19 protein-coding genes are annotated in these 22,516 nt (G+C 64.0%); 9 read left to right on the top strand and 10 right to left on the bottom strand.

The genetic code is table 11. The features are described 5' to 3' along the window. Positions 1–11 precede the first annotated feature (11 nt). Positions 12–638 (bottom strand): isochorismate family cysteine hydrolase YcaC, encoded by a 627-nt coding sequence (gene ycaC / locus ACGLHT_RS01615; protein ID WP_004375560.1) that lies wholly within the window; start codon positions 636–638, stop codon positions 12–14. A 73-nt stretch (positions 639–711) separates the two neighbouring features. After that, positions 712–1,074 (bottom strand): helix-turn-helix domain-containing protein, encoded by a 363-nt coding sequence (locus ACGLHT_RS01610; protein ID WP_046613660.1) that lies wholly within the window; start codon positions 1,072–1,074, stop codon positions 712–714. Between the two features lie 180 nt (positions 1,075–1,254). Between ACGLHT_RS01610 and ACGLHT_RS01605 the strand changes: the two genes are divergently transcribed. Together ACGLHT_RS01605 and ACGLHT_RS01600 are read left to right on the top strand one after the other, a co-directional pair. Further along, the gene (locus tag ACGLHT_RS01605) at positions 1,255–2,232 is read left to right on the top strand and encodes a GlxA family transcriptional regulator (protein ID WP_274119865.1); all 978 of its coding nucleotides are present in this window, start codon (positions 1,255–1,257) and stop codon (positions 2,230–2,232) included. A gap of 237 nt (positions 2,233–2,469) precedes the next feature. Then, on the top strand, positions 2,470–4,257 hold the full coding sequence (locus tag ACGLHT_RS01600) for a monovalent cation:proton antiporter-2 (CPA2) family protein (protein WP_085588765.1): 1,788 nt from the start codon (positions 2,470–2,472) through the stop codon (positions 4,255–4,257). A gap of 348 nt (positions 4,258–4,605) precedes the next feature. On the opposite strand, the gene ACGLHT_RS01595 is transcribed toward ACGLHT_RS01600, so the two are convergent. After that, positions 4,606–4,866 carry a HigA family addiction module antitoxin gene (locus ACGLHT_RS01595; protein WP_123085540.1) on the bottom strand — a complete coding sequence of 87 codons (261 nt, stop codon included), beginning with the start codon at positions 4,864–4,866 and terminating at the stop codon, positions 4,606–4,608. A gap of 555 nt (positions 4,867–5,421) precedes the next feature. On the opposite strand from ACGLHT_RS01595, the gene ACGLHT_RS01590 reads away from it, so the two are divergent. Next, positions 5,422–5,715: a hypothetical protein gene (locus ACGLHT_RS01590; protein WP_015272306.1), complete on the top strand. Its 294-nt coding sequence runs from the start codon at positions 5,422–5,424 to the stop codon at positions 5,713–5,715. Positions 5,716–5,892: 177 nt separating this feature from the next. Here the strand turns inward: ACGLHT_RS01590 and ycaC (ACGLHT_RS01585) are convergent, their stop codons facing one another. Then, positions 5,893–6,522 carry an isochorismate family cysteine hydrolase YcaC gene (gene ycaC / locus ACGLHT_RS01585; RefSeq protein WP_013974760.1) on the bottom strand — a complete coding sequence of 210 codons (630 nt, stop codon included), beginning with the start codon at positions 6,520–6,522 and terminating at the stop codon, positions 5,893–5,895. Between the two features lie 280 nt (positions 6,523–6,802). Here ycaC (ACGLHT_RS01585) and ACGLHT_RS01580 point away from each other — a divergent pair, with 280 nt between their 5' ends. The 3 genes from ACGLHT_RS01580 (at position 6,803) to ACGLHT_RS01570 (ending at position 10,780) form a co-directional block, all read left to right on the top strand. Next, on the top strand, positions 6,803–7,714 hold the full coding sequence (locus tag ACGLHT_RS01580; protein WP_075046740.1) for a LysR substrate-binding domain-containing protein: 912 nt from the start codon (positions 6,803–6,805) through the stop codon (positions 7,712–7,714). A 203-nt stretch (positions 7,715–7,917) separates the two neighbouring features. Continuing rightward, positions 7,918–9,180 (top strand): OprD family porin, encoded by a 1,263-nt coding sequence (locus ACGLHT_RS01575; RefSeq protein ID WP_274119866.1) that lies wholly within the window; start codon positions 7,918–7,920, stop codon positions 9,178–9,180. 1 nt (position 9,181) lies between these two features. Then, a complete protein-coding gene (locus tag ACGLHT_RS01570; RefSeq protein WP_137162655.1) occupies positions 9,182–10,780 on the top strand; it encodes an MFS transporter in 1,599 nt (532 codons plus the stop codon). Between the two features lie 167 nt (positions 10,781–10,947). Here the strand turns inward: ACGLHT_RS01570 and ACGLHT_RS01565 are convergent, their stop codons facing one another. The 4 genes from ACGLHT_RS01565 to ycaC (ACGLHT_RS01550) form a co-directional block, all read right to left on the bottom strand. Next, positions 10,948–12,789 (bottom strand): amidohydrolase, encoded by a 1,842-nt coding sequence (locus tag ACGLHT_RS01565; RefSeq protein ID WP_015272310.1) that lies wholly within the window; start codon positions 12,787–12,789, stop codon positions 10,948–10,950. Positions 12,790–13,166: 377 nt separating this feature from the next. Next, the gene (locus tag ACGLHT_RS01560) at positions 13,167–13,985 is read right to left on the bottom strand and encodes an alpha/beta fold hydrolase (RefSeq protein ID WP_274119867.1); all 819 of its coding nucleotides are present in this window, start codon (positions 13,983–13,985) and stop codon (positions 13,167–13,169) included. A gap of 39 nt (positions 13,986–14,024) precedes the next feature. Beyond that, on the bottom strand, positions 14,025–14,333 hold the full coding sequence (locus ACGLHT_RS01555; protein WP_085664283.1) for a hypothetical protein: 309 nt from the start codon (positions 14,331–14,333) through the stop codon (positions 14,025–14,027). A gap of 114 nt (positions 14,334–14,447) precedes the next feature. After that, positions 14,448–15,077, bottom strand: coding sequence for an isochorismate family cysteine hydrolase YcaC (ycaC, locus tag ACGLHT_RS01550; RefSeq protein WP_085691498.1), 630 nt, complete (start codon positions 15,075–15,077; stop codon positions 14,448–14,450). A 320-nt stretch (positions 15,078–15,397) separates the two neighbouring features. Here ycaC (ACGLHT_RS01550) and ACGLHT_RS01545 point away from each other — a divergent pair, with 320 nt between their 5' ends. After that, entirely contained in the window at positions 15,398–16,825 is a 1,428-nt protein-coding gene (locus tag ACGLHT_RS01545; protein WP_274119868.1) for a mechanosensitive ion channel family protein, read from the top strand. Positions 16,826–16,933: 108 nt separating this feature from the next. On the opposite strand, the gene ACGLHT_RS01540 is transcribed toward ACGLHT_RS01545, so the two are convergent. Continuing rightward, positions 16,934–18,220 (bottom strand): FAD-binding oxidoreductase, encoded by a 1,287-nt coding sequence (locus ACGLHT_RS01540; RefSeq protein WP_013974769.1) that lies wholly within the window; start codon positions 18,218–18,220, stop codon positions 16,934–16,936. A 167-nt stretch (positions 18,221–18,387) separates the two neighbouring features. Beyond that, positions 18,388–19,878, bottom strand: coding sequence for an aldehyde dehydrogenase family protein (locus ACGLHT_RS01535; RefSeq protein WP_003253547.1), 1,491 nt, complete (start codon positions 19,876–19,878; stop codon positions 18,388–18,390). Between the two features lie 136 nt (positions 19,879–20,014). On the opposite strand from ACGLHT_RS01535, the gene ACGLHT_RS01530 reads away from it, so the two are divergent. Together ACGLHT_RS01530 and ACGLHT_RS01525 are read left to right on the top strand one after the other, a co-directional pair. Further along, positions 20,015–20,905: a LysR family transcriptional regulator gene (locus ACGLHT_RS01530; protein WP_137162658.1), complete on the top strand. Its 891-nt coding sequence runs from the start codon at positions 20,015–20,017 to the stop codon at positions 20,903–20,905. 199 nt (positions 20,906–21,104) lie between these two features. After that, positions 21,105–22,499, top strand: a complete 1,395-nt coding sequence (locus tag ACGLHT_RS01525) for a VOC family protein (protein WP_025341095.1) — start codon at positions 21,105–21,107, stop codon at positions 22,497–22,499. Positions 22,500–22,516: the final 17 nt, after the last annotated feature.

The following is a 22,516-nucleotide window of genomic DNA, read 5'->3' as shown; positions in this document are numbered from 1 at the left end:
ACAGGTTTACATCAACGGGCGCTCAGGGCCGCATAGCTGTTCATCAGGTTGCGGTAGTTGGGAATGCGCTGCGACAGCAGGTTACCCAGCCCTTCGATGTCATTGCGCCAGTCGCGGTGCAGCTCACAGGCCACCGAGAACCAGTTCATCATCTGTGCACCCGCCTGGGTCATGCGCACCCAGGCCGCCTGCTGCACGGTTTCGTTGAAGGTGCCGGAAGCATCGGTCACCACGAACACTTCAAAACCTTCCGCCAGCGCCGACAGGGTCGGGAACGCCACACACACATCGGTCACCACGCCAGCGATGATCAACTGCTTGCGGCCAGTGGCCTTGATCGCCTTGACGAAGTCTTCGTTGTCCCAGGCGTTGATCTGGCCAGGGCGGGCAATGTACGGCGCATCCGGGAACATCTCTTTCAGCTCGGGCACCAGCGGGCCGTTCGGGCCTTGCTCGAAGCTGGTGGTGAGAATGGTCGGCAGGCCGAAGAACTTGGCCAGGTCGCCCAGGGCCAGCACGTTGTTCTTGAACTCGTTGGGCGAGAAGTCCTGCACCAGCGAAATCAGGCCGGTCTGGTGGTCGACCAGCAGCACCACGGCGTCGTCTTTGTTCAGGCGCTTGTAATCGGGTTGGCTCATCGGGGTGACTCCTTGGGTTGGGAAAACGGGCCGGCACTGTCCACAAGGGGCTATACCGGCGGATAGGTTCGGCTTAAGGATGGGCCTGCGCCTGGCGCCAGGCCTTGGGCGGCTGGCCGACCAGGCGGCTGAAGGCACGGGTGAAATGGGCCTGGTCGCAGAAGCCGCATTCCAGGCTCACGTGGGTGATCGGCGCCTCGGTGGCGAGCAGGCGCTTGGCCTTTTCCATGCGTGCCAGCAGGCGCCAGGCCTGGGGCGAGAGGCCGGTGTTGACCTTGAATGCGCGGGAGAAGTGGCTGCGGGTGAGGTTGCATACCCCGGCGATTTCGATGATCGACAACGGGCTGTGCAACATCAGTTCCTTGGCCCGGCGCAACCGTGCTGGCGTCAGTGCGCCGGGGGTTTGCAGCGGTGCTTGGGGCGTCCCGGGGTGCATGGCGACTCTCCTGTTCAATGCAGGAAGTCTCGCCCCCGGCACATGACAAAGTCCTGAGCCAAACCTGAATTGTTGTTAATTGCGCGCTGCTGGCCCTGGCTGTTTTACCGATACCTTAAGATGCGTTTCGTATTCAGCTTCAGGCCGCCAGTGGCGGCCGGCATTCAAGGCAAAAGAGCCATGCAGGAAAAACCCGCCCACCGCACCGTGGCCATGGTGCTGTTCAATGATGTGCTGTTGCTGGACGTGACCGGGCCCATGGACGCGTTTGCCATTGCTAACCGCTTCCTTCCTGCCGAGCGGAAGTACCGGCTGCTGACCCTGGCCGAAGGGCAGGCAGCGGTGCGCGGCTCCTGCGGGTTGAAAGTGGTAGCCGACCTGCGCCTGGAGGACTTGCCGGAAGCCGTCGACCTGTTGCTGGTGCCAGGCGGCCCGGGGGCCTATGACATCGCCCTGCCAGGCATCGAGCGCTGGCTGCCCCAGGCCGTGCGCCAGGCCAAACGCTTTGGTGCCATCTGCACCGGGGTATTCCTGCTGGGCCGGGCCGGGCTGCTGGGCGGCTATCGCTGCACCACCCACTGGAACTACGTGGAGCGCCTGGCACAGGCGTTCCCCGAGGCGAAGGTCGAGACCGAACAGATCTACGTGATCGACCGCTGCCTGATTACCTCGGGCGGCATCACCGCTGGCATCGACCTGGCACTGGCGGTGGTGGCCGAAGACCACGGCAAGGCGCTGGCCCTGGAAGTGGCCAAGGTGCTGCTGGTCGCCCGCCATCGCCAGGGTGGGCAAACACCCTACGGGCCACTGCTGGCGGCTGTACCGCGGGATGATTCGCCGATTGCCCGGGTGCAGGCGTATATCGTCGACCATATCGAGCAAGCCTTCACCGTGCAGAAGATGGCCGACCTGGTGGCCATGAGCGGGCGCAACTTCGCCCGCACCTTTCAACGCGAGGTGGGCATCACGCCGCTGCAATACCTGCAGAACGCACGCATCGACCGCGCGCGCAAACTGCTGGAAGGCACCGACCTGCCGTTGAAGGTAGTGGCTGCGCAGTGCGGGTTTGGCAGTGACCGGCATTTGCGCAAGGTGTTCTGCGAGCGGATTGGCATGACGCCGGCGCAGTATCGGGCGCAGTTTGGTGGCGGTGAATAGTCAGATCTGCGCTGCCTTCTTCGCGGGCACGCCCGCTCCCACAGCGATAACACCGGCCTCAGGGGCAGTGTTGTACCTGTGGGAGCGGGCGTGCCCGCGAAGAGGCCACCACAGGTTGTCACCTGTACCGGGACAATGTTTCTCCCCGATGGCAGATTGTCTGACTCCATCTCAACCCCCAGAATTGTCCGCCAAACTGATCTAACGCTGCCCCGGCAGCTCATGGAGTAAGAGCCAATGCCACACGAAGGCAGCCTTCTGCAAACCGCGGTGATCTTCCTGCTCGCCGCTGTCCTCGCCGTCCCCCTGGCCAAGCGCCTGCACCTGGGGGCCGTGCTCGGTTACCTGCTCGCCGGCGTGATCATCGGCCCGCAGGCGCTGGGCCTGATCCGCGACACCGAAAGCGTGGCGCACATTTCCGAGCTGGGCGTGGTCCTGCTGCTGTTCATCATCGGCCTCGAGCTGTCGCCCAAGCGCCTGTGGCTGATGCGCAAGTCGGTATTCGGCGTCGGTACCGCCCAGGTGCTGCTGACCGGTGCGCTGATCGGCGCCATCGCCCTGTTCGGCTTCAGCCAGACGCTACCGGCGGCCATCGTGCTCGGTCTGGGCCTGGCGCTGTCGTCCACCGCCCTTGGCCTGCAGAGCCTGGCCGAAAGCAAGCAGCTCAACGCCCCGCACGGCCGCCTGGCGTTCGCCATCCTGCTGTTCCAGGACATCGCCGCCATCCCACTGATCGCATTGGTTCCGCTGCTGGCCGCCAGTGGCCCGGACACCAGCCACGGCGACAGCCTGGAGCATGGCCTGAAGGTGTTCGCCAGCATCGCCGTGGTCATCGTCGGTGGCCGCTACCTGCTGCGCCCGGTGTTCCGCACCGTGGCCCGCACCGGCCTGCCGGAAGTGTCCACCGCCACCGCGCTGCTGGTTGTGATCGGCACTGCCTGGCTGATGGAAGAAGCCGGCATTTCCATGGCCCTGGGTGCCTTCCTCGCCGGCCTGCTGCTGGCCGACTCGGAATACCGCCACGAGCTGGAATCGCAGATCGAACCGTTCAAGGGCCTGCTGCTGGGGCTGTTCTTCATCAGCGTCGGCATGGGCGCCAACCTGCGCCTGCTGCTGGAAATGCCTTTGGTGGTGCTGGGCCTGACCCTGCTGCTGGTGGCCGTGAAGCTGGTACTGCTGATCGGCGTCGGGCGCCTGGCCGGTGGCCTGAACAGCGCCAGCGCCCTGCGCCTGGGCATGGTGCTGGCTGCCGGTGGCGAATTTGCCTTCGTGGTGTTCAAGCTGGGCAAGGACCAAGGCTTGTTCGACACCCAGACCTACGACCTGCTGCTGATGACCATCACCCTGTCGATGGCCATTACCCCGCTGCTGATGATTGGCTGCGCCCACGCCCTCAAGCGCCCGCAACCGGCGCGTGAGGTGCCGGAGCATTACAAGCAGATCCAGGCTGACACGCCACGGGTGGTGATCGTCGGCATGGGCCGCATGGGCCAGATCGTCGCGCGCATCCTGCGGGCACAGAAGATTCCGTTCATTGCCCTGGAAACCTCGGTGGACACCATCGAGATGACCCGTATGTTCGAACAGGTACCCGTGTTCTACGGCGACCCACTGCGCCCCGAGGTGCTGCATGCCGCCAAGGTGGGCGAGGCAGAATACTTCATCATCACCATCGATGACCCGGAAGCTGCCATTCACACGGCGGAACGGGTGAAACGCCTGTACCCGCACCTGAAAGTGCTGGCCCGCGCGCGTAACCGCCAGCATGTGCACAAGTTGGCGGATGTCGGCGCCGAGCCGATTCGCGAGACGTTCTACTCCAGCCTGGAGATGACACGCCGGGCATTGGTGGGGTTGGGGTTGAGCGACGCGCAGGCGGCGGACCGGATTGCGCGGTTTACCCAGCATGACGAAGAAGTGCTGGTGGCCCAGGGGCAGGTGCGTGATGACCGGGCCAAGGTGATGCAGACGGCCAAGGAGGCCCGGGCGGAGTTGGAGCGGTTGTTTGATTCGGATGCGGATTGAGGGTTTCGAGCGCATTGGCTGTAGAGATGCAGCGCCCTTGCGATCGAGCGCCGCCCGCGCGGCGCTTCGCAGCACAAGGCTGCTCCTACATCTGTTTCGGGCCAGTAACGCCTGTACCTGCGCGCGCGACCGCCTTGTTTGTCCGGCGCGATTAGAGATGGACACCAGGAGGCCGCGCGCTTCTGTCCCAGGAATAATTGGCCCGAAACAGATGTAGGAGCAGCCTTGTGCTGCGAAGCGCCGCGCGGGCGGCGCTCGATCTCATAGGCGCCAGAGGCCTCACGACATACTCTTGGTGGCCGTGACTCAATGCCCCGTCAAGCGAGTAAACAGGCAAAACAGCGCTAACTAAGGATGATCACCGTGAGTGACCTGCCAAAGATCATAAGCAGCCTGCTCGCGGAGGTACTGCCGGGCTGGGCCGAGGCCGGCGCGCTCAAGTCTATAAGCTAGATCGGGTGAAATGGCGGCACTACCATCAAGTACAGCGGCCAATTGCACCTGTGGATAATCAAGGTGCTGGGCTAATCCCGAAACTGTCATTTCAATCGCTGGCAGCACATCGCAGAGCAGCGACTCTCCCGGATGCGGTGGGTTATAGAGGGGCATTTGAAATCTCCTAGATTGGCTCCCCAATGCTCCTCCCTTTCAGCTCTAGACATCAGGTCGCAACGTCTGACCGCATTGTCAGAGCGTTCCTGATCCTTCCCACAACTGGGGCTGCTATGCAGCCCTTCGCGGGCATGCCCGCTCCCACAGGTACTGCACCGCTTGCCAGGCTTGCGCTATTCCTGTGGGAGCGGGCGTGCCCGCGAAGGGCCGCGCAGCGGACCCAGTGCACAAAAATATCAGCAGCATCCTACTTCGTTGCGAGCCATTTCCTACTCAGCCATACCATCTGACGAATTATCCTACGCACCGTGTCGAAGCCCGTCTGATTGTCCGGGGAAAGCCTGCTCTCTAGGCTTGCCGGGTCGCTGTCGGTTCAGCGATCGGGTGTGGAAACCCGGCAGGTAAATCGGAATAGCTGTTGTCATGGCAGCTGCGCGCGGGAGGCCGAATGGCCTGCCGGGGTTCCGATAGCCTGGCTTTCCACCCCGCGTGCAGCCGCCACCCTTCGCGTGGAAACGGATGGTGCCGGCCAACCTCTATCGGAGTTTGGCTATGAAAAAAATTGTCCCCAATCCACCTCTTCCCGACACCAAAGAGCGCGCTTTCAGCCGCTGCGATGCCGGCCATCCACCTTTGTTCACAGTAAACCCGGGCGTCTCTGCCCACGACGCCCTGGTGCATGTCGCCCAGTACCTGCGCGGCGCCTACGACTGTGGCTACAAAGCCCTGGAACACCTGGATGAAACCGGCAAGAGCCTGTTCTGGAGCAACCTGAATGCGCTCGAAATGGCAGAAGGATTGGTTGAGGCATTGCTGGATGGGATTGAGTCGCAGCCCATGAATTGATGTTGTCCTTGCTGGCCTCTTCGCGGGTGAACCCGCTCCCACAAGGATCACCACAGGCGCTGAAACTGTGCAGTACCTGTGGGAGCGGGTTTACCCGCGAAAGGGCCAGCGCAGCAAACAAAAAAGGCCAGCTCCCTACAGAGGAAGCCGGCCTTTTTGCATTCAACTAACGGGCTGTTACTTACCCGCAGTCAGCGCGTTGTAGCTGGTAATCAGGTTGCGATAATCCGGAATGTGGTTGGAGCACAGCGCCGCCAGCCCTTCGATGTCGTTGCGCCAGTCGCGGTGCAGCTCACAGGCCACGCCGAACCAGGTCATCATTTGCGCGCCGGCGCGGCTCATGCGGTCATGGGCAGCATCGCGGGTCATTTCGTTGAAGGTGCCGGAAGCATCGGTTACCACGAACACTTCGAACTCCTCTTCCAGGGCCGACAGCGCCGGGAACGCTACACAGACCTCAGTCACCACGCCGGCAATGATCAGCTGCTTCTTGCCAGTGGCCTTCACCGCCTTGACGAAATCTTCGTTGTCCCAAGCGTTGATCTGGCCCGGGCGGGCGATGTACGGGGCGTCCGGGAACAGGGCTTTCAGCTCTGGTACCAGCGGGCCGTTGGGGCCTTGCTCGAAGCTGGTGGTGAGGATGGTCGGCAGGTTGAAGAACTTGGCCAGGTCGGCCAGGGCCAGCACGTTGTTCTTGAACTTGTCCGGCTCGATGTCACGGACCAGGGACAGCAGGCCGGCCTGGTGGTCGACCAGCAGGACAGCGGCGTCGTCTTTGTTCAGGCGGTTGTAGGTGAATTTGCTCATGGTCTGTGCTCCTAAGGGTTATGAATTTTTCAGCATTCGGGGGTGTTTCGCGTTGATGGGCACAGATTAAAATCATCACCTTTGTGGCGGTAGATAGCAGAATTTGGCTTTAGCGTTCCGTTTTATGAACGATAGATTGGCGCTGGAGTTACTGGCCTCTTCGCGGGCATGCCCGCTCCCACAGCTACTGCACTGGCTTTGAATCTTGTGCGATCCCTGTGGGAGCGGGCGTGCCCGCGAAGAGGCCAGTACAGGCAGCCAACAATCCGGAGACCGATCATTGGAAGACCTCAACTCCCTCTACTACTTCACCCAGGTAGTCGAGCACGGCGGCTTCGCCCCGGCTGGCCGGGCGCTGGACATGCCCAAGTCGAAGCTAAGCCGGCGCATCGCCGATCTCGAAGACCGCCTGGGCGTGCGGCTGCTGCACCGCACCAGCCGCCATTGTTCGCTCACCGAGATCGGCCAGGCCTACTACAACCGCTGCCTGGCCATGCGCGTGGAGGCCGAGGGCGCGGCGGAGATCATCGAGCGCAACCGCAGCGAACCGCGCGGTCTGGTGCGTATCAGTTGCCCGACCACCCTGCTCAATTCCTGGGTCGGGCCGATGCTGACCCGCTACATGCTCAAGTACCCGCAGGTGGAGCTGTTCATCGAGAGCACCAACCGCCGCGTCGACCTGCTGCACGAGGGCTTCGATATTGCCCTGCGGGTGCGCTTTCCGCCGCTGGAGAACACCGACATGGTGATGAAGGTACTGAGCAACAGTACCCAGTGCCTGGTCGGCCAGCCGCAGTACTTGGAGCAGTTGCCCAAGGGCTTCGACCCGCAGCTGCTCGGCACCCTGCCGAGCCTGCATTGGGGCAGCGCCCAGCGTGAGTACCAATGGGAGCTGTTCCAGGGAGAGGACAGCAGCCGCAGCATCGTCATCCCGCACACACCGCGCATGGTGACGGACGACCTGTTCGCCCTGCGCCATTTCGTGGTGGCCGGGGTGGGTATCGCGCACCTGCCGCGGGTGGCGGTGCGTGAAGACCTGGCGGCGGGGCGGCTGGTGGAGTTGTTGCCGGAATGGCACCCGCGTTGCGGCATCGTGCATGCGATCTTCCCGTCGCGGCGGGGGTTGCTACCGTCGGTGCGGGCGCTGATCGATCATCTGGCCGAGGAGTTTGCGATCAGCGACATGGCTTGAGTTCTGGGTTGGCTGTACCGGCCTCTTCGCGGGCTCGCCCGCTCCCACAGGTTCACCACAGGCTCTGAACCCTGTGCAAAACCTGTAGGAGCGGGCGAGCCCGCGAAGAGGCCGGCACAGGCAAACCCAGCCAGAGCACACACATACAAGACCCCTGGCCTATCCTTCCTCCACATTCCCGGATCATCCCTCCCGGAGCCCCCATGATCCGCGCCACTCACGGACCAGGCCGCGCCCTGCTCGCCACCCTCGCCCTGTGCCCGGCGCTCAGCCAGGCCGAAGAGCCCGGCTGGTCGCTGCTCAGCCGCAACTACTTCCTGCACAGCGACTTCCGCTCGCCCTCCGGCAGTGGCCAGAACTACCGCCAGGAATGGGCCCAGGGCTTCATTGGCGAAATCCGCTCCAGCTTCACCGAGGGCACACTCGGCGTCGGCATCGATGCCCATGGTTTTCTCGGCCTCAAGCTGGACGGCGGCCGCGGCCATGCCGGCACCGGCCTGCTGCCGCGCGACAGCGATGGCCGCGCCGAGTCCGACTACTCCAGCGCCGGCGCCGCACTCAAGCTGCGGATGGGCAACACCCAACTGCGCTACGGCGAAATGACCGTGGAAACCCCGGTGTTCGACACCAGCGACAAACGCCTGCACCCGGAGTACGCCACCGGCTGGTTCCTGGACAACACCGACCTGCCCGACTGGCGCCTGCAGGCCGGGCACTTCACCGCCTTCAACAACCAGGACAACAGCTCCAGCCATGATGACTTCAGCGGCTACGGCGCTATCACCGACAACCGTGCCATCAGCCTGGCCGGCGCCGCGTTCGCACCCGACGGGCCATTTGGTGGCGCACTGTACGCAGGCCAACTGGAGGACACCTGGCGCCAGGCCTACCTCAACCTGAACCTGGCCGAGGGCAACTGGCGCCTGGACGGCAACCTGTACAAGACCCGCGACACCGGCAATGCCAGTGCCGGGGCAATCCACACCCTCGCCTACAGCCTGCTGGCCAGGTACAGCTTTGGCGCCCAGGCGCTGAGCCTGGCCTACCAGAAGGTCGAGGGCGATACCCCGTTCGACTTCGTCGGCGGCGACTCCATCTACCTGGCCAACTCGATCAAGTACGCCGACTTCAATGGCCCCGGCGAGCGCTCGTGGCAACTGCGCTACGACCTCGACTTCGCCACCCTCGGCGCCCCCGGCCTGAGCCTGATGGGCCGCTACGTCAGCGGCCGTGGCATCGACGGCAGCCATGCCCCGGCAGGCGGCGCCTATGTGGGCCAGTACGGCGACGGCGGCAACCATTGGGAGCGCGACATCGACCTGAAATACGTGGTGCAGTCGGGCGCCGCCAAGGACCTGAGCCTGTCGTTTTCCCACGTCAGCCACCGCGCCAACCAGGCACAGGCCGGCGATGACATCGACCGGATCTACCTGATCATCGAATACCCACTCAAAGGCAGCTTCTGACATGAGCACGACCCCTTCAGGCGCCTGGAGCCCATTGCGCAACGCCACCTTCCGCATGCTGTGGATCGCCACCATCGCTTCCAACATCGGCACCTGGATGCACGAGGTGGGCGCCGGCTGGCTGATGACCACACTGTCGGCCAGCCCGTTGCATGTGGCCCTGATCCAGGTAGCCGGCTCGCTACCGATGTTCTTCCTCGCCCTGCCGGCCGGCGCGGCGGCGGATATTGTCGACAAGCGCCGCTACCTGTTGCTGGTGCAACTGTGGATGTCTTCGGTGGCCGTGGTGCTGGCGGCCCTGACCCTGCTCGGGCTGATGAACGTCACCCTGCTGCTGGTGCTTACCCTGGCGCTGGGCATCGGCACGGCACTGATGATGCCGGCCTGGAGCGCGCTGACACCGGAGCTGGTGGGCAAGGACGACCTGGCCAACGCGGTGGCGCTTTCCAGTGTCGGTATCAATGTGTCGCGCGCCATCGGCCCGGCTTTGGCGGGCGTGGTGGTGAGCATGGTCGGCCCGTGGCTGACCTTCGCCCTGAATGCCATCTCGTTCGCCGGGGTGATTCTGGTGCTGTTCCTGTGGAAGCGCGAGGTGAAGGAGCCGCTGCTGCCGGCCGAGCGCTTCGTCGGCGCCATGCGCACCGGGCTGCGTTTCGCGCGCAGTGCCAAGCCCTTGCAGGCGGTGATATTGCGCGCCTTGGCATTCTTTTTCTGCGCCAGCGCCGGCACCTCGCTGCTGCCGTTGATCGTGCGTGGCGAGATGCAGGGCACCGCCGCCGATTTCGGCCTGCTGCTGGCGGCCATCGGCATTGGCGCGGTGGCCGGCGCCACCTTGCTGCCACGCCTGCGCGAACGCATCAGCCGCGACCGCCTGGTGCTGCTGGCCAGCCTGCTGTATGCCCTGTTCCTGCTGGCCCTGGCGCTGGTGCGCAACTTCTATGTGCTGCTGCCGGCAATGCTGCTCAGCGGCGCGGCGTGGATTGCCGTGCTGTCCAACCTGCAGGTGGCGGCGCAGACCTCGGTGCCGGCCTGGGTGCGGGCGCGGGCGCTGTCGGTGTACATCCTGATCTTCTTTGGTGCCATGGCCAGTGGCGGGTTGCTATGGGGCACGCTGGCCAGCCATGCAACGATCACCTTGAGCCTGCTGCTGGCCGCAGGAGGCTTGGCACTGGGCACGCTGCTGACCTGCAAGGTGACGCTGCCGGAAACCGCAGCCGAGGAGCTGACGCCGTCACTGCATTGGCCGGTGCCACTGCTGAGCGACGACATGGACAAGGAAAGCGGGCCGGTGATGGTCACCGTGGAATACCACATCGACCCGGCCAAGGCCGAGGCGTTCCAGCAGGCAGCGCGGGAGCTGGAGGCGATGCGCAAGCGCAATGGCGCGTTGTCGTGGGGGTTGATGCGCGACAGTGCGGACCCGGCGTTGTGGCTGGAGTTCTTCTTCGAGGAATCGTGGCTGGAGCATTTGAGGCATCACCACCGGGTTACCCGGGGTGAGCTGAAGATCGAGGCCAGGGTGCGGATGCTGCAGACCGATGGGGTGAAAGTGAAGATTCGGCATCTGTTGGCTGGAGCTGAGCACAAGGCTCACCATTGATGCTGGCCTCTCCGGCCCTATCGCCGGCAAGCCAGCTCCCACAAGGTCTCCACAGGTCCTGAGGGCTGTGCAGTACCTGTGGGAGCTGGCTTGCCGGCGATAGGGCCAGCACAGAAGGAACAAAAAAGGGGGCCAATAACTGGCCCCCTTTTTCACATCAGCTCAGCTTAGAAAGCAAAGCACGAACAACCCAACGCCCCCCAGAAGCCCTGGAAGTCATTCACCGGCACACTCGAATGCCGTGCCTTCTCATGGCTGTGCGCATGCACCCCGCAAGGCCCGACACACTGGTGCGCCACCGCTGCCAGCGACGGCGTGCCCACGCGCCAGTGGCCCGGCACCTTGGTCACCGGCGACCACTCCGGCAGCACCGGCACCTGGGGCGGGCCGAGCTTGTCGAATTCCGCCGCGCCATACACCACCTTGCCGTCGACCACGGTCAGCACCGACTCGATGCCCTTGATCGCCTCTTCATCGACACTGAAGAAGTCCAGCGACAGCGCCGCCAGGTCGGCCAGCTGGCCCACCTTGATCTGGCCTTTCTTGCCCTGCTCGCTGGAGAACCAGGCGCTGCCCTGGGTGAACAGCTGCAGCGCGGTGTCACGGCTGAGGCCTTCCGGGTACAGTTCCATGCCACCGACGGTCTTGCCGCTGACCAGCCAGTACAGCGAGGTCCACGGGTTGTAGCTGGACACGCGAGTGGCGTCGGTACCGGCGCCCACCGGCACGCCCATGTCGAGCATGCGCTTGATCGGCGGGGTCTGCTCGGCAGCCTTGGCGCCGTAGCGGTCGACGAAATACTCACCCTGGAAGGCCATGCGATCCTGGATGGCGATACCGCCGCCCAGCGCACGCACACGCTCGATGTTCTGCGGGGTGATGGTTTCGGCGTGGTCGAAGAACCACGGCAGGCCATTGAACGGAATGTCCCGGTTGACCTTCTCGAACACGTCGAGCATGCGCGTGATCGATTCGTTGTAGGTGGCATGCAGGCGGAACGGCCAGCGCTGCTCGACCAGGTGGCGCACCACCGGCTCCAGTTCTTGTTCCATGGTTTGCGGCAGGTCCGGGCGCGGTTCGAGGAAGTCCTCGAAGTCGGCGGCGGAGAAAACCAGCATTTCGCCGGCGCCATTGTGGCGCAGGAAGTCGGTACCGCTGTGCAGCTTCACGCTGGACGTCCACTTGCGGAAGTCGTCCAGCTCTTCCTTGGGCTTCTGGGTGAACAGGTTGTAGGCAATGCGCACGGTCAGCTGGTTGTTGTCGGCCAGCTCCTGGATCACCTGATAGTCGTCCGGGTAGTTCTGGTAGCCACCACCGGCATCGATGGCGCTGGTCAGGCCCAGGCGGTTGAGCTCGCGCATGAACTGGCGGGTGGAGTTGACCTGGTATTCCAGCGGCAGCTTCGGCCCCTTGGCCAGGGTGGCGTAGAGGATCATCGCGTTGGGGCGGGCGATGAGCATGCCGGTCGGGTTGCCGAACTTGTCACGCTGGATCTCGCCGCCCGGCGGGTTGGGCGTGTCCTTGGTGTAGCCGACGGCCTTGAGCGCGGCGCGGTTGAGCAGTGCGCGGTCATACAGGTGCAGCAGGAATACCGGGGTGTCAGGTGCGGCCTGGTTGATTTCCTCCAGGGTGGGCATGCGCTTTTCGGCGAACTGGAACTCGTTCCAGCCACCGACCACGCGCACCCACTGCGGGGTTGGCGTGCGCGCAGCCTGGTCCTTGAGCATGCGCAGGGCATCGGCCACCGAAGGCACGCCTTCCCAGCGCAGTTCCAGGTTGTAGTTCAGGCCACCACGGATCAGGTGCAGGTGCGAGTCGTTCAGGCCGGGGATGACCGTGCGCTGCTTGAGGTCGATGATCTGCGTGGTGGCGCCCTTGTGGGCCATGGCTTCGGCGTCGTTGCCCACTGCGATGAAACGGCCATCCTTGATGGCGACAGCGGTCGCGGTGGGCTTTTCACGATCAACGGTGTGCAGTTTGCCGTTGAACAGAATCAGATCGGCGGTCATGGAACCTCCTTGGGTGGATGCGTGAGCGGAACCGGCGGAACCGGTAAAAGGCAATGCGGACCAGAGCGCGCCGGCGGCACCGAGCACGGTACTGGTGGCGAGGAACTGGCGACGGGTCTTGTCGTTGCGGTCTTGGGACATGGGGTTCTCCGTCTGGTGCGGCAGCGGGCAGGCGCAACTGCGGAGCATGCCGGTTGGTGTAGGGGCAAGGCTTGGATGGATGTGCGGTGGGTGGTTGAAGGTTAGCCCTGTTCAGCATTTGTGCTGCCTGGGCTGGCCTCTTCGCGGGCACGCCCGCTCCCACAGGGACACCACCGGCCTTGAAGACTGTGGTATCCCCTGTGGGAGCGGGTTTACCCGCGAATGCCCCAGCACAGTTACTTCTGAAGGAACGCCAGCAGGTCCTCGTTCAGTTGCTGTGCATGAGTCACCGCAAACCCGTGCGGCGCCCCCGCGTACACCTTCAGCTCAGCCCCGCGAATCAGCTCCGCCGCCCGCTTGCCGGTGCTCTCGAACGGCACGATCTGGTCGTCGTCACCGTGGATCACCAGGGTTGGCACGTCGATCTTGGCCATATCTGGACGGAAGTCGGTTTCGGAAAACGCCGTCACACAATCCAAAGTGCCCTTGATCGATGCCATCAGCGCAATGTTCAGGGTCTGGGTCTGCACACCCTGGGACACCTGCTGCCCATGGTTGATGCCATAGAACGGTGCGGCGAAATCGGCGATGAACTGCGCCCGGTCGGCACGTAGGCCGGCGCGGATACCCTCGAACACCGACAGGTCGACACCTTCAGGGTTGTCGTCACGCTTGCCGAACACCGGCGTCACCGCGCCCAGCAGCACCAACCCGGCCACCCGCTCGCTGCCGTGGCGGGCGATGTAGCGGCTGACGTCGCCGCCACCCATCGAGAAGCCCACCAAGGTCACGTCGCGCAGGTCGAGGTGTTCGATCAGCTGGGCGATATCATCGGCGAAGGTGTCGTAGTCGTAGCCGTTCCATGGCTGGCTCGAACGGCCGAAACCACGGCGGTCGAAGGCGATGGCGCGGTAGCCGCGGCTGGCCAGGAATTCCATCTGCGAATCCCACATGTCGGCATCCAGTGGCCAGCCGTGGCTGAACAGCACAGGTTTGCCGCTACCCCAGTCCTTGAAGTAGATCGAAGTGCCATCGCGGGTAACGAACGTGCTCATGTCGGTATCTCCTTGAAAATGTCGAGGTAAAGGCCTGGCTCAGCCACGCAGCCAGTTGGCGCAGCGGCGGGTTACCCAAGGCATGATGTAGAACACCACGGGCAGGATGACGAACACATTGACGATCAGGTTGCCGGCAATCACACCGCCCAGCTGCGGGAAGCGTGCGAACAGCGGTGCCAGCAGTTGCGGAATGATCATGGTCATCGGGCAGATCACCAGGTAGGTCAGCAGCGCCTGCTTCCAGCGCGGCGGTTGCGCTGCCGTGGTGCCCGGGGTGCTATCAAGAACCTGGTGTTGCAGGCATACGGTTACCACTTCGCGGTTGTCTTGGAGTGCGGTGTTCATCAGCGTTCCTTGGGATGAGCTTGCCCGCATCCACTGTGCAACGGCGGACGGGCGCTGGATTGGACAGGTGTGCTGCCTTGGCGGGCACCGGCTGGCGGTGCCCGCGCATCTGGCTTACTTGTTGGCGTTGAAAGCGTTGTAGCTGGTGATCAGGTTGCGGTAGTCCGGGATGTGGTTGGAGCACAGCGCGGCCAGGCCTTCGATATCGTTGCGCCAGTCGCGGTGCAGCTCACAGGCCACGCCGAACCAGGTCATCAGTTGTGCGCCGGCCTGGCTCATGCGGTCGTGGGCGGCGTCGCGGGTCATGGCGTTGAAGGTGCCGGAGGCATCGGTGACCACGAACACTTCGAACTCTTCTTCCAGGGCCGACAGCGCCGGGAAGGCTACGCACACTTCGGTCACCACGCCGGCGATGATCAGCTGCTTCTTGCCGGTAGCCTTCACCGCCTTGACGAAGTCCTCGTTGTCCCAGGCGTTGATCTGGCCTGGGCGGGCGATGTAGGGGGCGTCCGGGAACAGGGCTTTCAGTTCTGGTACCAGCGGGCCGTTCGGGCCTTGTTCGAAGCTGGTGGTGAGGATGGTCGGCAGGTTGAAGAACTTGGCCAGGTCGGCCAGGGCCAATACGTTGTTCTTGAACGCGTCCGGCTCGATGTCGCGGACCAGGGACAGCAGGCCAGCCTGGTGGTCGACCAGCAGGACAGCGGCGTCGTCTTTGTTCAGGCGGTTGTATTTGAAGTTGGTCATGGTCGTTGCTCCTAAGGGTTTTGATCTTTTCAGTAAGTTGGGTGTTTCGCGTTGATGGGAGAAGATTAAAACCATGACCTTTCTGGCGGTAGATAGCAGTTTTTTGCTCTAGCGTTCTGTTTTATGAACGATGGCTTTGTATAGGCTCGACCGGCCCTTTCGCGGCTAAAGCCGCTCCCACAGGCATTGCGCTGGATTTGAATCGTGTGCAGTACCTGTGGGAGCGGCTTTAGCCGCGAAGAGGCCGGCACAGGCCCCATTGCCTGCCCGGCCAACCTGCTCTATTACTACCCACAGCCCTCCCCTCACCCGAGACCACCATGCTGGCGTTCATCCAGTCATACCCGTTGTTGCTCGGCACCGCCCTGATCCTGCTCGACCTCGTGCTTTGGCAACTGATCCCTCTCCAGCAACGCGCCTGGCGCATCGGCGCGCGGCTGGTGCTGTTCCTGCTGTTCAGCTCGGTACTGGTGGCTGCCGGCATGAGCCCGATGCAACCACCACCCTGGCCCGATGATGTCTCGCGCAACCTGATCGCCACGGTACTGGCGATCGGCTGGTGGCTGTTCGGCGCCCGCACGGTGACGGTGGTGTTCGGCCTGTTGCTGGTGGCCCGCGGCAGCCATGGCGGGCGTTTGCTGCAGGATGTGCTGGGGGCGCTGATCTTCCTGGCTGCCGTGGTCGCTGCCGCAGGCTATGTGTTGCAGTTGCCGGTCAAGGGCCTGCTGGCCACGTCGGGGGTAATGGCCATCGTCATCGGCCTGGCGCTGCAGAGCACACTGGCCGACGTGTTCAGTGGCATCATCCTGAACACCACGCGGCCGTATCAGATTGGCGACTCGATCTCCATCGACAGCACCGAAGGCAAGGTGCTGGAAATCGACTGGCGTGCCACCCGCCTGCTCACCAGCACCGGAAGCCTGGCGGTAATCCCCAACTCGGTGGCGGCCAAGGCCCGGCTGCTCAACCACAGCCGCCCTGCCGATGTGCACGGGGTGTCGGTCAGCGTGGTGGTACCGGCCAAGGTGCGGCCCAAACGGGTGTTCGATGCTCTGGAAAAAGCCTTGCAAGGCGTCAGTGCCATCCTGGCTACACCAAGACCAAAGGTGACGGTGAAAGCCTCGACGCTGGAATCAGTGGAATACGAAGCCAGTGGCTTCGTGGCCGATGCGGGCGCCAAGGGCGACGCGCGCAACCAACTGTTCGACCTGGCCCACCGGCACCTGGAGGCCAGTGGGGTGATGTGGAACACCGACCTGGCCATGCCACCACGCAGCCGCCAGCGCGAGGTGCTGGACGAGGTGCGGGTGTTCCGCTCGCTGAGCGCGGAAGAGCGCGATGCGCTTAGCCAGCGCATGACGGCGGTGGAATACCTGGCCGACCAGGTAATCCTGGGCGTGGGCGAGCATTCCGATCATTTGCTGGTGATTGGCAGCGGGGTGGTTTCGGCGTCGATCCGCGATGGCGACAAGCTGGTCGAGGCCGGGCGCATGGGGCCGGGCGAGGTGCTGGGGATCGAAGGAATCATCGACGAAGAGGATTCGCTGGCCGAGTTCCGCACGCTGACCGGTTGCGTGCTGTATCGGATCGACAAGGAACAGGTGAAGAGCTGCCTGGTGCAACGCGGCGATGTGCAGACGGCGTTGAGCAAGTTGCAACGGTTTCGGCGGCAGAGCCGGGAGTCGTTGTTGCTGCAGAAGCCGGTTTCGATCAAGAAGGGCGGCTTTCTCAGCTGGTTGCACAAGTAAGCCTGTGCCGGCCTCTTCGCAGGTAAACCCGCTCCCACAGAGACCGCGCAAAATCTGAACGCTGCGCAGTACCTGTGGGAGCGGGTTTACCCGCGAAGAGGCCAGTATTTACAACACAACTCTCAAACATTGCCCCGCGTGGTACAGCGAGAACCCGGACTCGTAGAACGCAGTCCGCAGCGAAGGCGCACTCACGCCCTTCATCGGCGAAAACGGAATCGGCAGGCTGCCCGCCTCCCCCTTCAGCAAAAACTCGGCAAACGCCCGGCCAATCACGGTCCCGGTGGTATTGCCCCGCCCGTTGTAGCCGGTCACCGCCACCAGCCCCGGCGCCGGTTCGAACAGGCGCATCAGGTGGTCCGGGGTGAAGTCGATGCAGCCGGTCCAGTGCATTTCCCACTCGACCTTGCCCAGCTCCGGGTAATAGTGGCTCTGGATGCGGTCGGCCCAGCTGCGCACGAACCACGCCGGCTTGTTGTCGACCCGGCCCAGGCTGCCGAGCAGCAGGCGGCCCTGGTCGTCGCGACGGATGCTGCTGAGCACGGTGCGGGTGTCCCACGAGCCTTGGCCATGTGGCAGCACCTTGTCGGCTGCAGCACCCTGCAACGGCTTGGATGCCACCTGGTAGTAGTAGCCACGGAAGAACTGCTTCTGCAGGTTGCTCCAGTCGCCTTCGGTGTAGGCGCCGGTGGAAATCACCACCTTGTCGGCGCGCACCGAACCACGTGCGGTCTTCACCCGCCAGGCATCGCCGTCACGCTCCAGGCCTTCGACCGAAGACTGCTGGAACAGCTTGCCACCCAGGCGTGCCACCGCTGCGGCCAGGCCCTGGGTGTAGCCCATGGGGTTGATGGTGCCGGCGCGGCGGTCGAGCAGCGCGGCGGAAATCTTGTCGGTGCCGCAGTATTCCTGGCATTGGGCGCCGGTCAGCAGCTCCACATCGGCACCACGGCGGCGCCATTGTTCGTGGCGGGCCTCGAGGTCGGCGATACCGGTGGCGTTGTGCGCCATGTGCAGCGTGCCTTTGTGCTGGGCCTGGCAGTCGATGCCAAGGCGTTCGATCATGGCGAACACTTCGGCCGGGGCTTCGCCGAGCACCTTGTTCAGGCGGCTGCCCTGCTGCAAGCCGAGGGTGGCCTCGACATCGTCGGGGCGGATCCAGGTGCCGGCGTTGACCAGGCCGACGTTGCGCCCGGAGCCACCGTGACCGATCTTCCAGGCCTCCAGCAGGATCACCGACTTGCCCTGTTCGAGCAGGTGGATGGCCGCCGACAGGCCGGTAATGCCGCCACCGATCACGCAGACATCGGCCTTGTGCTCACCGGCCAGGGCCTGGGCGGCGACGGTCGGTTTGCTGACGAATTCCCACAAGCATTCTTGACGCAGTTCGGACATGGCCCGGCTCCAGCAATTTGTTCTTGTTTGGGGCCGTTGTGCGGCCCATTCGCGGGTAAACCCGCTCCCACAGGTGCATCACAGGTTTCAAGAACTGTGTTGTACCTGTGGGAGCGGGTTTACCCGCGAACCGGGGGCCAGGCCCCCGGCCATGCAGCATCAGCCGATCAGTCGAACACGATACCCTGCGCCAACGGCAGTTCGCGCGAGTAGTTCACGGTGTTGGTCTGGCGACGCATGTAACCTTTCCAGGCATCCGAACCGGACTCACGGCCACCGCCAGTCTCCTTCTCGCCACCGAACGCACCGCCGATCTCGGCGCCGCTGGTGCCGATGTTGACGTTGGCGATGCCGCAGTCGCTGCCCGAGGCGCTCTGGAAGCGTTCGGCCTCACGGATGTCGGTGGTGAAGATGCACGACGACAGGCCTTGTGGCACTTCGTTGTTCAGGCGCAGGGCCTCTTCGAAGTCGTCGTAGGCCAGCACGTACAGGATCGGGGCGAAGGTTTCGTGGCGCACCACGTCGCTCTGCGCCGGCATTTCGGCGATGGCAGGCGATACGTAGTAGGCGTTCGGGTACTGGTCGGCCAGCTGACGCTCGCCACCAAATACCTGGCCACCTTCGTCGCGGGCCTTGGCCAGCGCGCCCTGCATGGCGTCGAACGACTGCTTGTCGATCAGCGGGCCCACCAGGTTGTCCTTGCGTGGGTCACCGATGCGCACCTTGCCGTAGGCGGCTTTGACGCGGGCAACCACTTCGTCCTTGATCGAACGGTGCACGATCAGGCGGCGCAGGGTGGTGCAACGCTGGCCGGCGGTGCCGACTGCGGAGAACAGGATGCCACGCACGGCCAGGTCGAGGTCGGCGCTCGGGGCCAGGATCATGGCGTTGTTGCCGCCCAGTTCGAGGATGCTGCGGCCGAAGCGGGCAGCCACACGTGGGCCGACTTCGCGCCCCATGCGGGTGCTGCCGGTGGCGCTGACCAGCGGTACGCGCGGGTCGTCGACCATGGCTTCGCCGGCTTCACGGCCGCCGATCACCAGTTGTGCCAGGCCAGCCGGGGCATCACCGAAGGCTTTCAGGGCTTTTTCGAACAGCGCCTGACAGGCCAGGGCGGTCAGCGGGGTCTTCTCGGACGGTTTCCATACCACCGAGTTACCGGCGACCAGGGCCAGGGCGGTGTTCCAGGCCCAGACTGCGACCGGGAAGTTGAAGGCGCTGATCACGCCGACCACGCCCAGCGGGTGCCAGGTTTCACGCATGTGGTGGCCAGGGCGCTCGGAAGCGATGGTCAGGCCGTACAGCTGGCGCGACAGGCCAACGGCGAAGTCGCAGATGTCGATCATTTCCTGCACTTCGCCCAGGCCTTCCTGGGTGATCTTGCCGGCTTCGATCGAAACCAGCTCGCCGAGGTCGGCCTTGTGCTCACGCAGCACTTCGCCGAACAGGCGCACCAGCTCGCCACGGCGCGGGGCCGGCACGCTGCGCCAGGCTTCGAAGGCGCTCTGGGCCTGATCGATGCGGGCGATGGTCTCGGCCTTGCCGAGCAGTTTCACCGAGGCGATCTGGCTGCCGTCGATCGGCGTGTGAACAGGGTAGTCGCCCTGGGTGTAAGCCTCGGCAGCAACGCCAAGGCGCTCGAGCAGTCCAGCAACCATTTGTGCATCTCCTACATCGGGTGATGGGGTGGAAAAATGATGTGGATCAGTATTAATCCGATCACACCGGTGCAACAAACGACCTTTATTCCGCATATCATTCCGTCAGGTAATGATTTGAGCCGCAGAGACCGCTATGTCCAAACGCCTGGTGCCCTCCATGACCGCCCTGCAGTGCTTCGAAGCTGCAGCCCGCCATTTGAGCTTTACCCGTGCCGCCGAAGAGCTGCACCTGACCCAGAGCGCGGTCAGCAAGCAGGTGGCGCAGCTTGAAGACATGCTGCGCCACCACCTGTTCCTGCGTATCCGTCGCCGCCTGCAGCTGACGCCGGCGGGCAGCCTGTACCTGGCCGAGGTCAACAAGATCCTCACCCAGGTGGATATGTCCAGCCGCTACGTGCTCACCTACGGCGAGCAGACCGAGATATTGAAGGTAGCCACTCAGCCGAGTTTTGGCGTGCGCTGGTTGATCCCGCACCTAAAGGGCTTTGGCAAGCGCCACAGCAACATCCACCTGGACATCCGCAACGAGATGGAACCGTTCGCCCTGCTGCAGGGCTCGGCGGACGTGGTGTTCTTCTATGGCCAGGGCACCTGGCCGGGGGCCACCTGCGTGGAGCTGTTCGGTGAGGAGGTGGTGCCGGTGTGCGCGCCGGAGTTGCTGGCCGGGCGAGAACTGAACGATGCCGGGGAGCTGGCCGAACTGGTGCTGCTGCAGAGCACGTCGCGGCCAGAAGCCTGGCACGAGTGGTTCCTGGAATTGGGTTTGCAGAGCGTCAGCGCCTACCACGGGCCGCGCTTCGATACCTTCTACATGGCCTTGAGCGCGGCGCAGGCCGGGTGCGGGGTGGCGTTGGTGCCGCGCTACCTGGCGGCGAAGGAGCTGGCCGAGGGGAGTTTGGTGGTGCCGTGGAACCATGCGATGCGCAGTGCCGGGGCGCATTACCTGGCGTATGCCGAGCATGCGGCGGAGGTGCCCAAGGTAAGGGCGTTGGTGGAATGGATTCGTGAGCAGTTATCGGCTTGAGGGCCTCTTCGCGGGCACGCCCGCTCCCACAAGGTACTTCATAAGGTTCAGACTGCGCACCCTGTGGGAGCGGGCGTGCCCGCGAAAGGGCCCTTGAGGTCGATCAAAAAAGGAATGACACACTCACTTTTTTTCGCTTGTGAGCAAAGTGCATTCCCAGCTTTCATGTAAGCGTCCGAACCCAACCAGGAAGCTAGCGATGCCCGCCCACGATTTCGTCAGCCCCGACAGCATCCGCGCGCAGTTCTCTGCCGCCATGTCGCTCATGTACAAACAGGAAGTGCCCCTGTACGGCACGCTGCTGGAGCTGGTGAGCGAAATCAACCAGCAGGTCATGGCCCAGCAACCCGAGGTTGCCGAGGCCCTGCGCTGGACCGGCGAAATCGAGCGCCTGGATCAGGAGCGTCACGGCGCCATCCGTGTGGGCACCGCCGCAGAGCTGGCCACCATCGCCCGGTTGTTCGCGGTCATGGGCATGCAGCCAGTCGGCTACTACGACCTCAGTTCCGCTGGCGTGCCGGTGCATTCCACCGCCTTCCGCGCGGTGCACGAGCAGTCGCTGCACGTCAGCCCGTTCCGCGTGTTCACCTCGCTGCTGCGCCTGGAACTGATCGACAACCCGCAACTGCGCGAGCTGGCAGAGAGCATCCTGGCCAAGCGCCAGATCTTCACCGCCCGTGCCCTCGAACTGATCGCCCAATGCGAGCGCGATGGTGGCCTGAACGCCGCCGATGCCGAAGCGTTCGTGCAGGAAGCGCTGCACACCTTCCGCTGGCACCATGACGCCACCGTCACTGCCGAGCAGTACCAGCAGTTGCACGACCAGCACCGCCTGATCGCCGATGTGGTGGCCTTCAAGGGCCCGCACATCAACCACCTGACCCCGCGCACCCTGGACATCGATGCAATCCAGCTTGGCATGCCGGCCAAGGGCATCCCGCCAAAGGCCGTGGTCGAAGGCCCGCCCACCCGCCGCCACCCGATCCTGTTGCGCCAGACCAGCTTCAAGGCCCTGCAGGAAAAGGTCGCGTTCAGCGACCAGCAGGGCAGCGAAGGGAGCCACACCGCGCGCTTTGGCGAAATCGAGCAACGCGGCGCGGCGCTGACACCGAAAGGTCGCCAGCTGTACGACAAGCTGCTCGACGCCACCCGCGCCGCCCTGGGTGGCGCCCCGGCCGAGGCCAATGCCGAACGCTACATGGCGTTGCTGAAGGACACCTTTGCCGAATTCCCGGATGACCTGGCACAGATGCGTGAACAAGGGCTGGCCTACTTCCGCTACTTCGCCACCGAGAAAGGCCTGGCTGCGCGCGATCAGGACGGCCGCCCGACCACTCTGGAAGGGCTGATCGAGGCTGGCCATGTGCACTTCGAGGCGTTGGTGTACGAGGACTTCCTGCCGGTGAGCGCGGCGGGGATCTTCCAGTCCAACCTGGGTGACGATGCGCAGGCCGAGTACGGCAGCAACGCCAACCGCGACGCGTTCGAAGCGGCGCTGGGGCTGCAGGTGCAGGATGAGCTGGCGCTGTATGCGCAGAGCGAGCGTCGGTCGCTGCAGGCGTGTGCACAGGCGTTGAACCTGGGCTCGATGTAAGTCATTGCGGCCTCTTC

Origin of the sequence: Pseudomonas sp. PsB, from assembly GCF_043658375.1 — a bacterium.
GTDB classification, from domain to species: Bacteria; Pseudomonadota; Gammaproteobacteria; order Pseudomonadales; family Pseudomonadaceae; genus Aquipseudomonas; species Aquipseudomonas putida_Z.
Note: the sequence above shows the minus strand (reverse complement) of the source record. Positions and strands in the feature narration are given on the sequence as shown.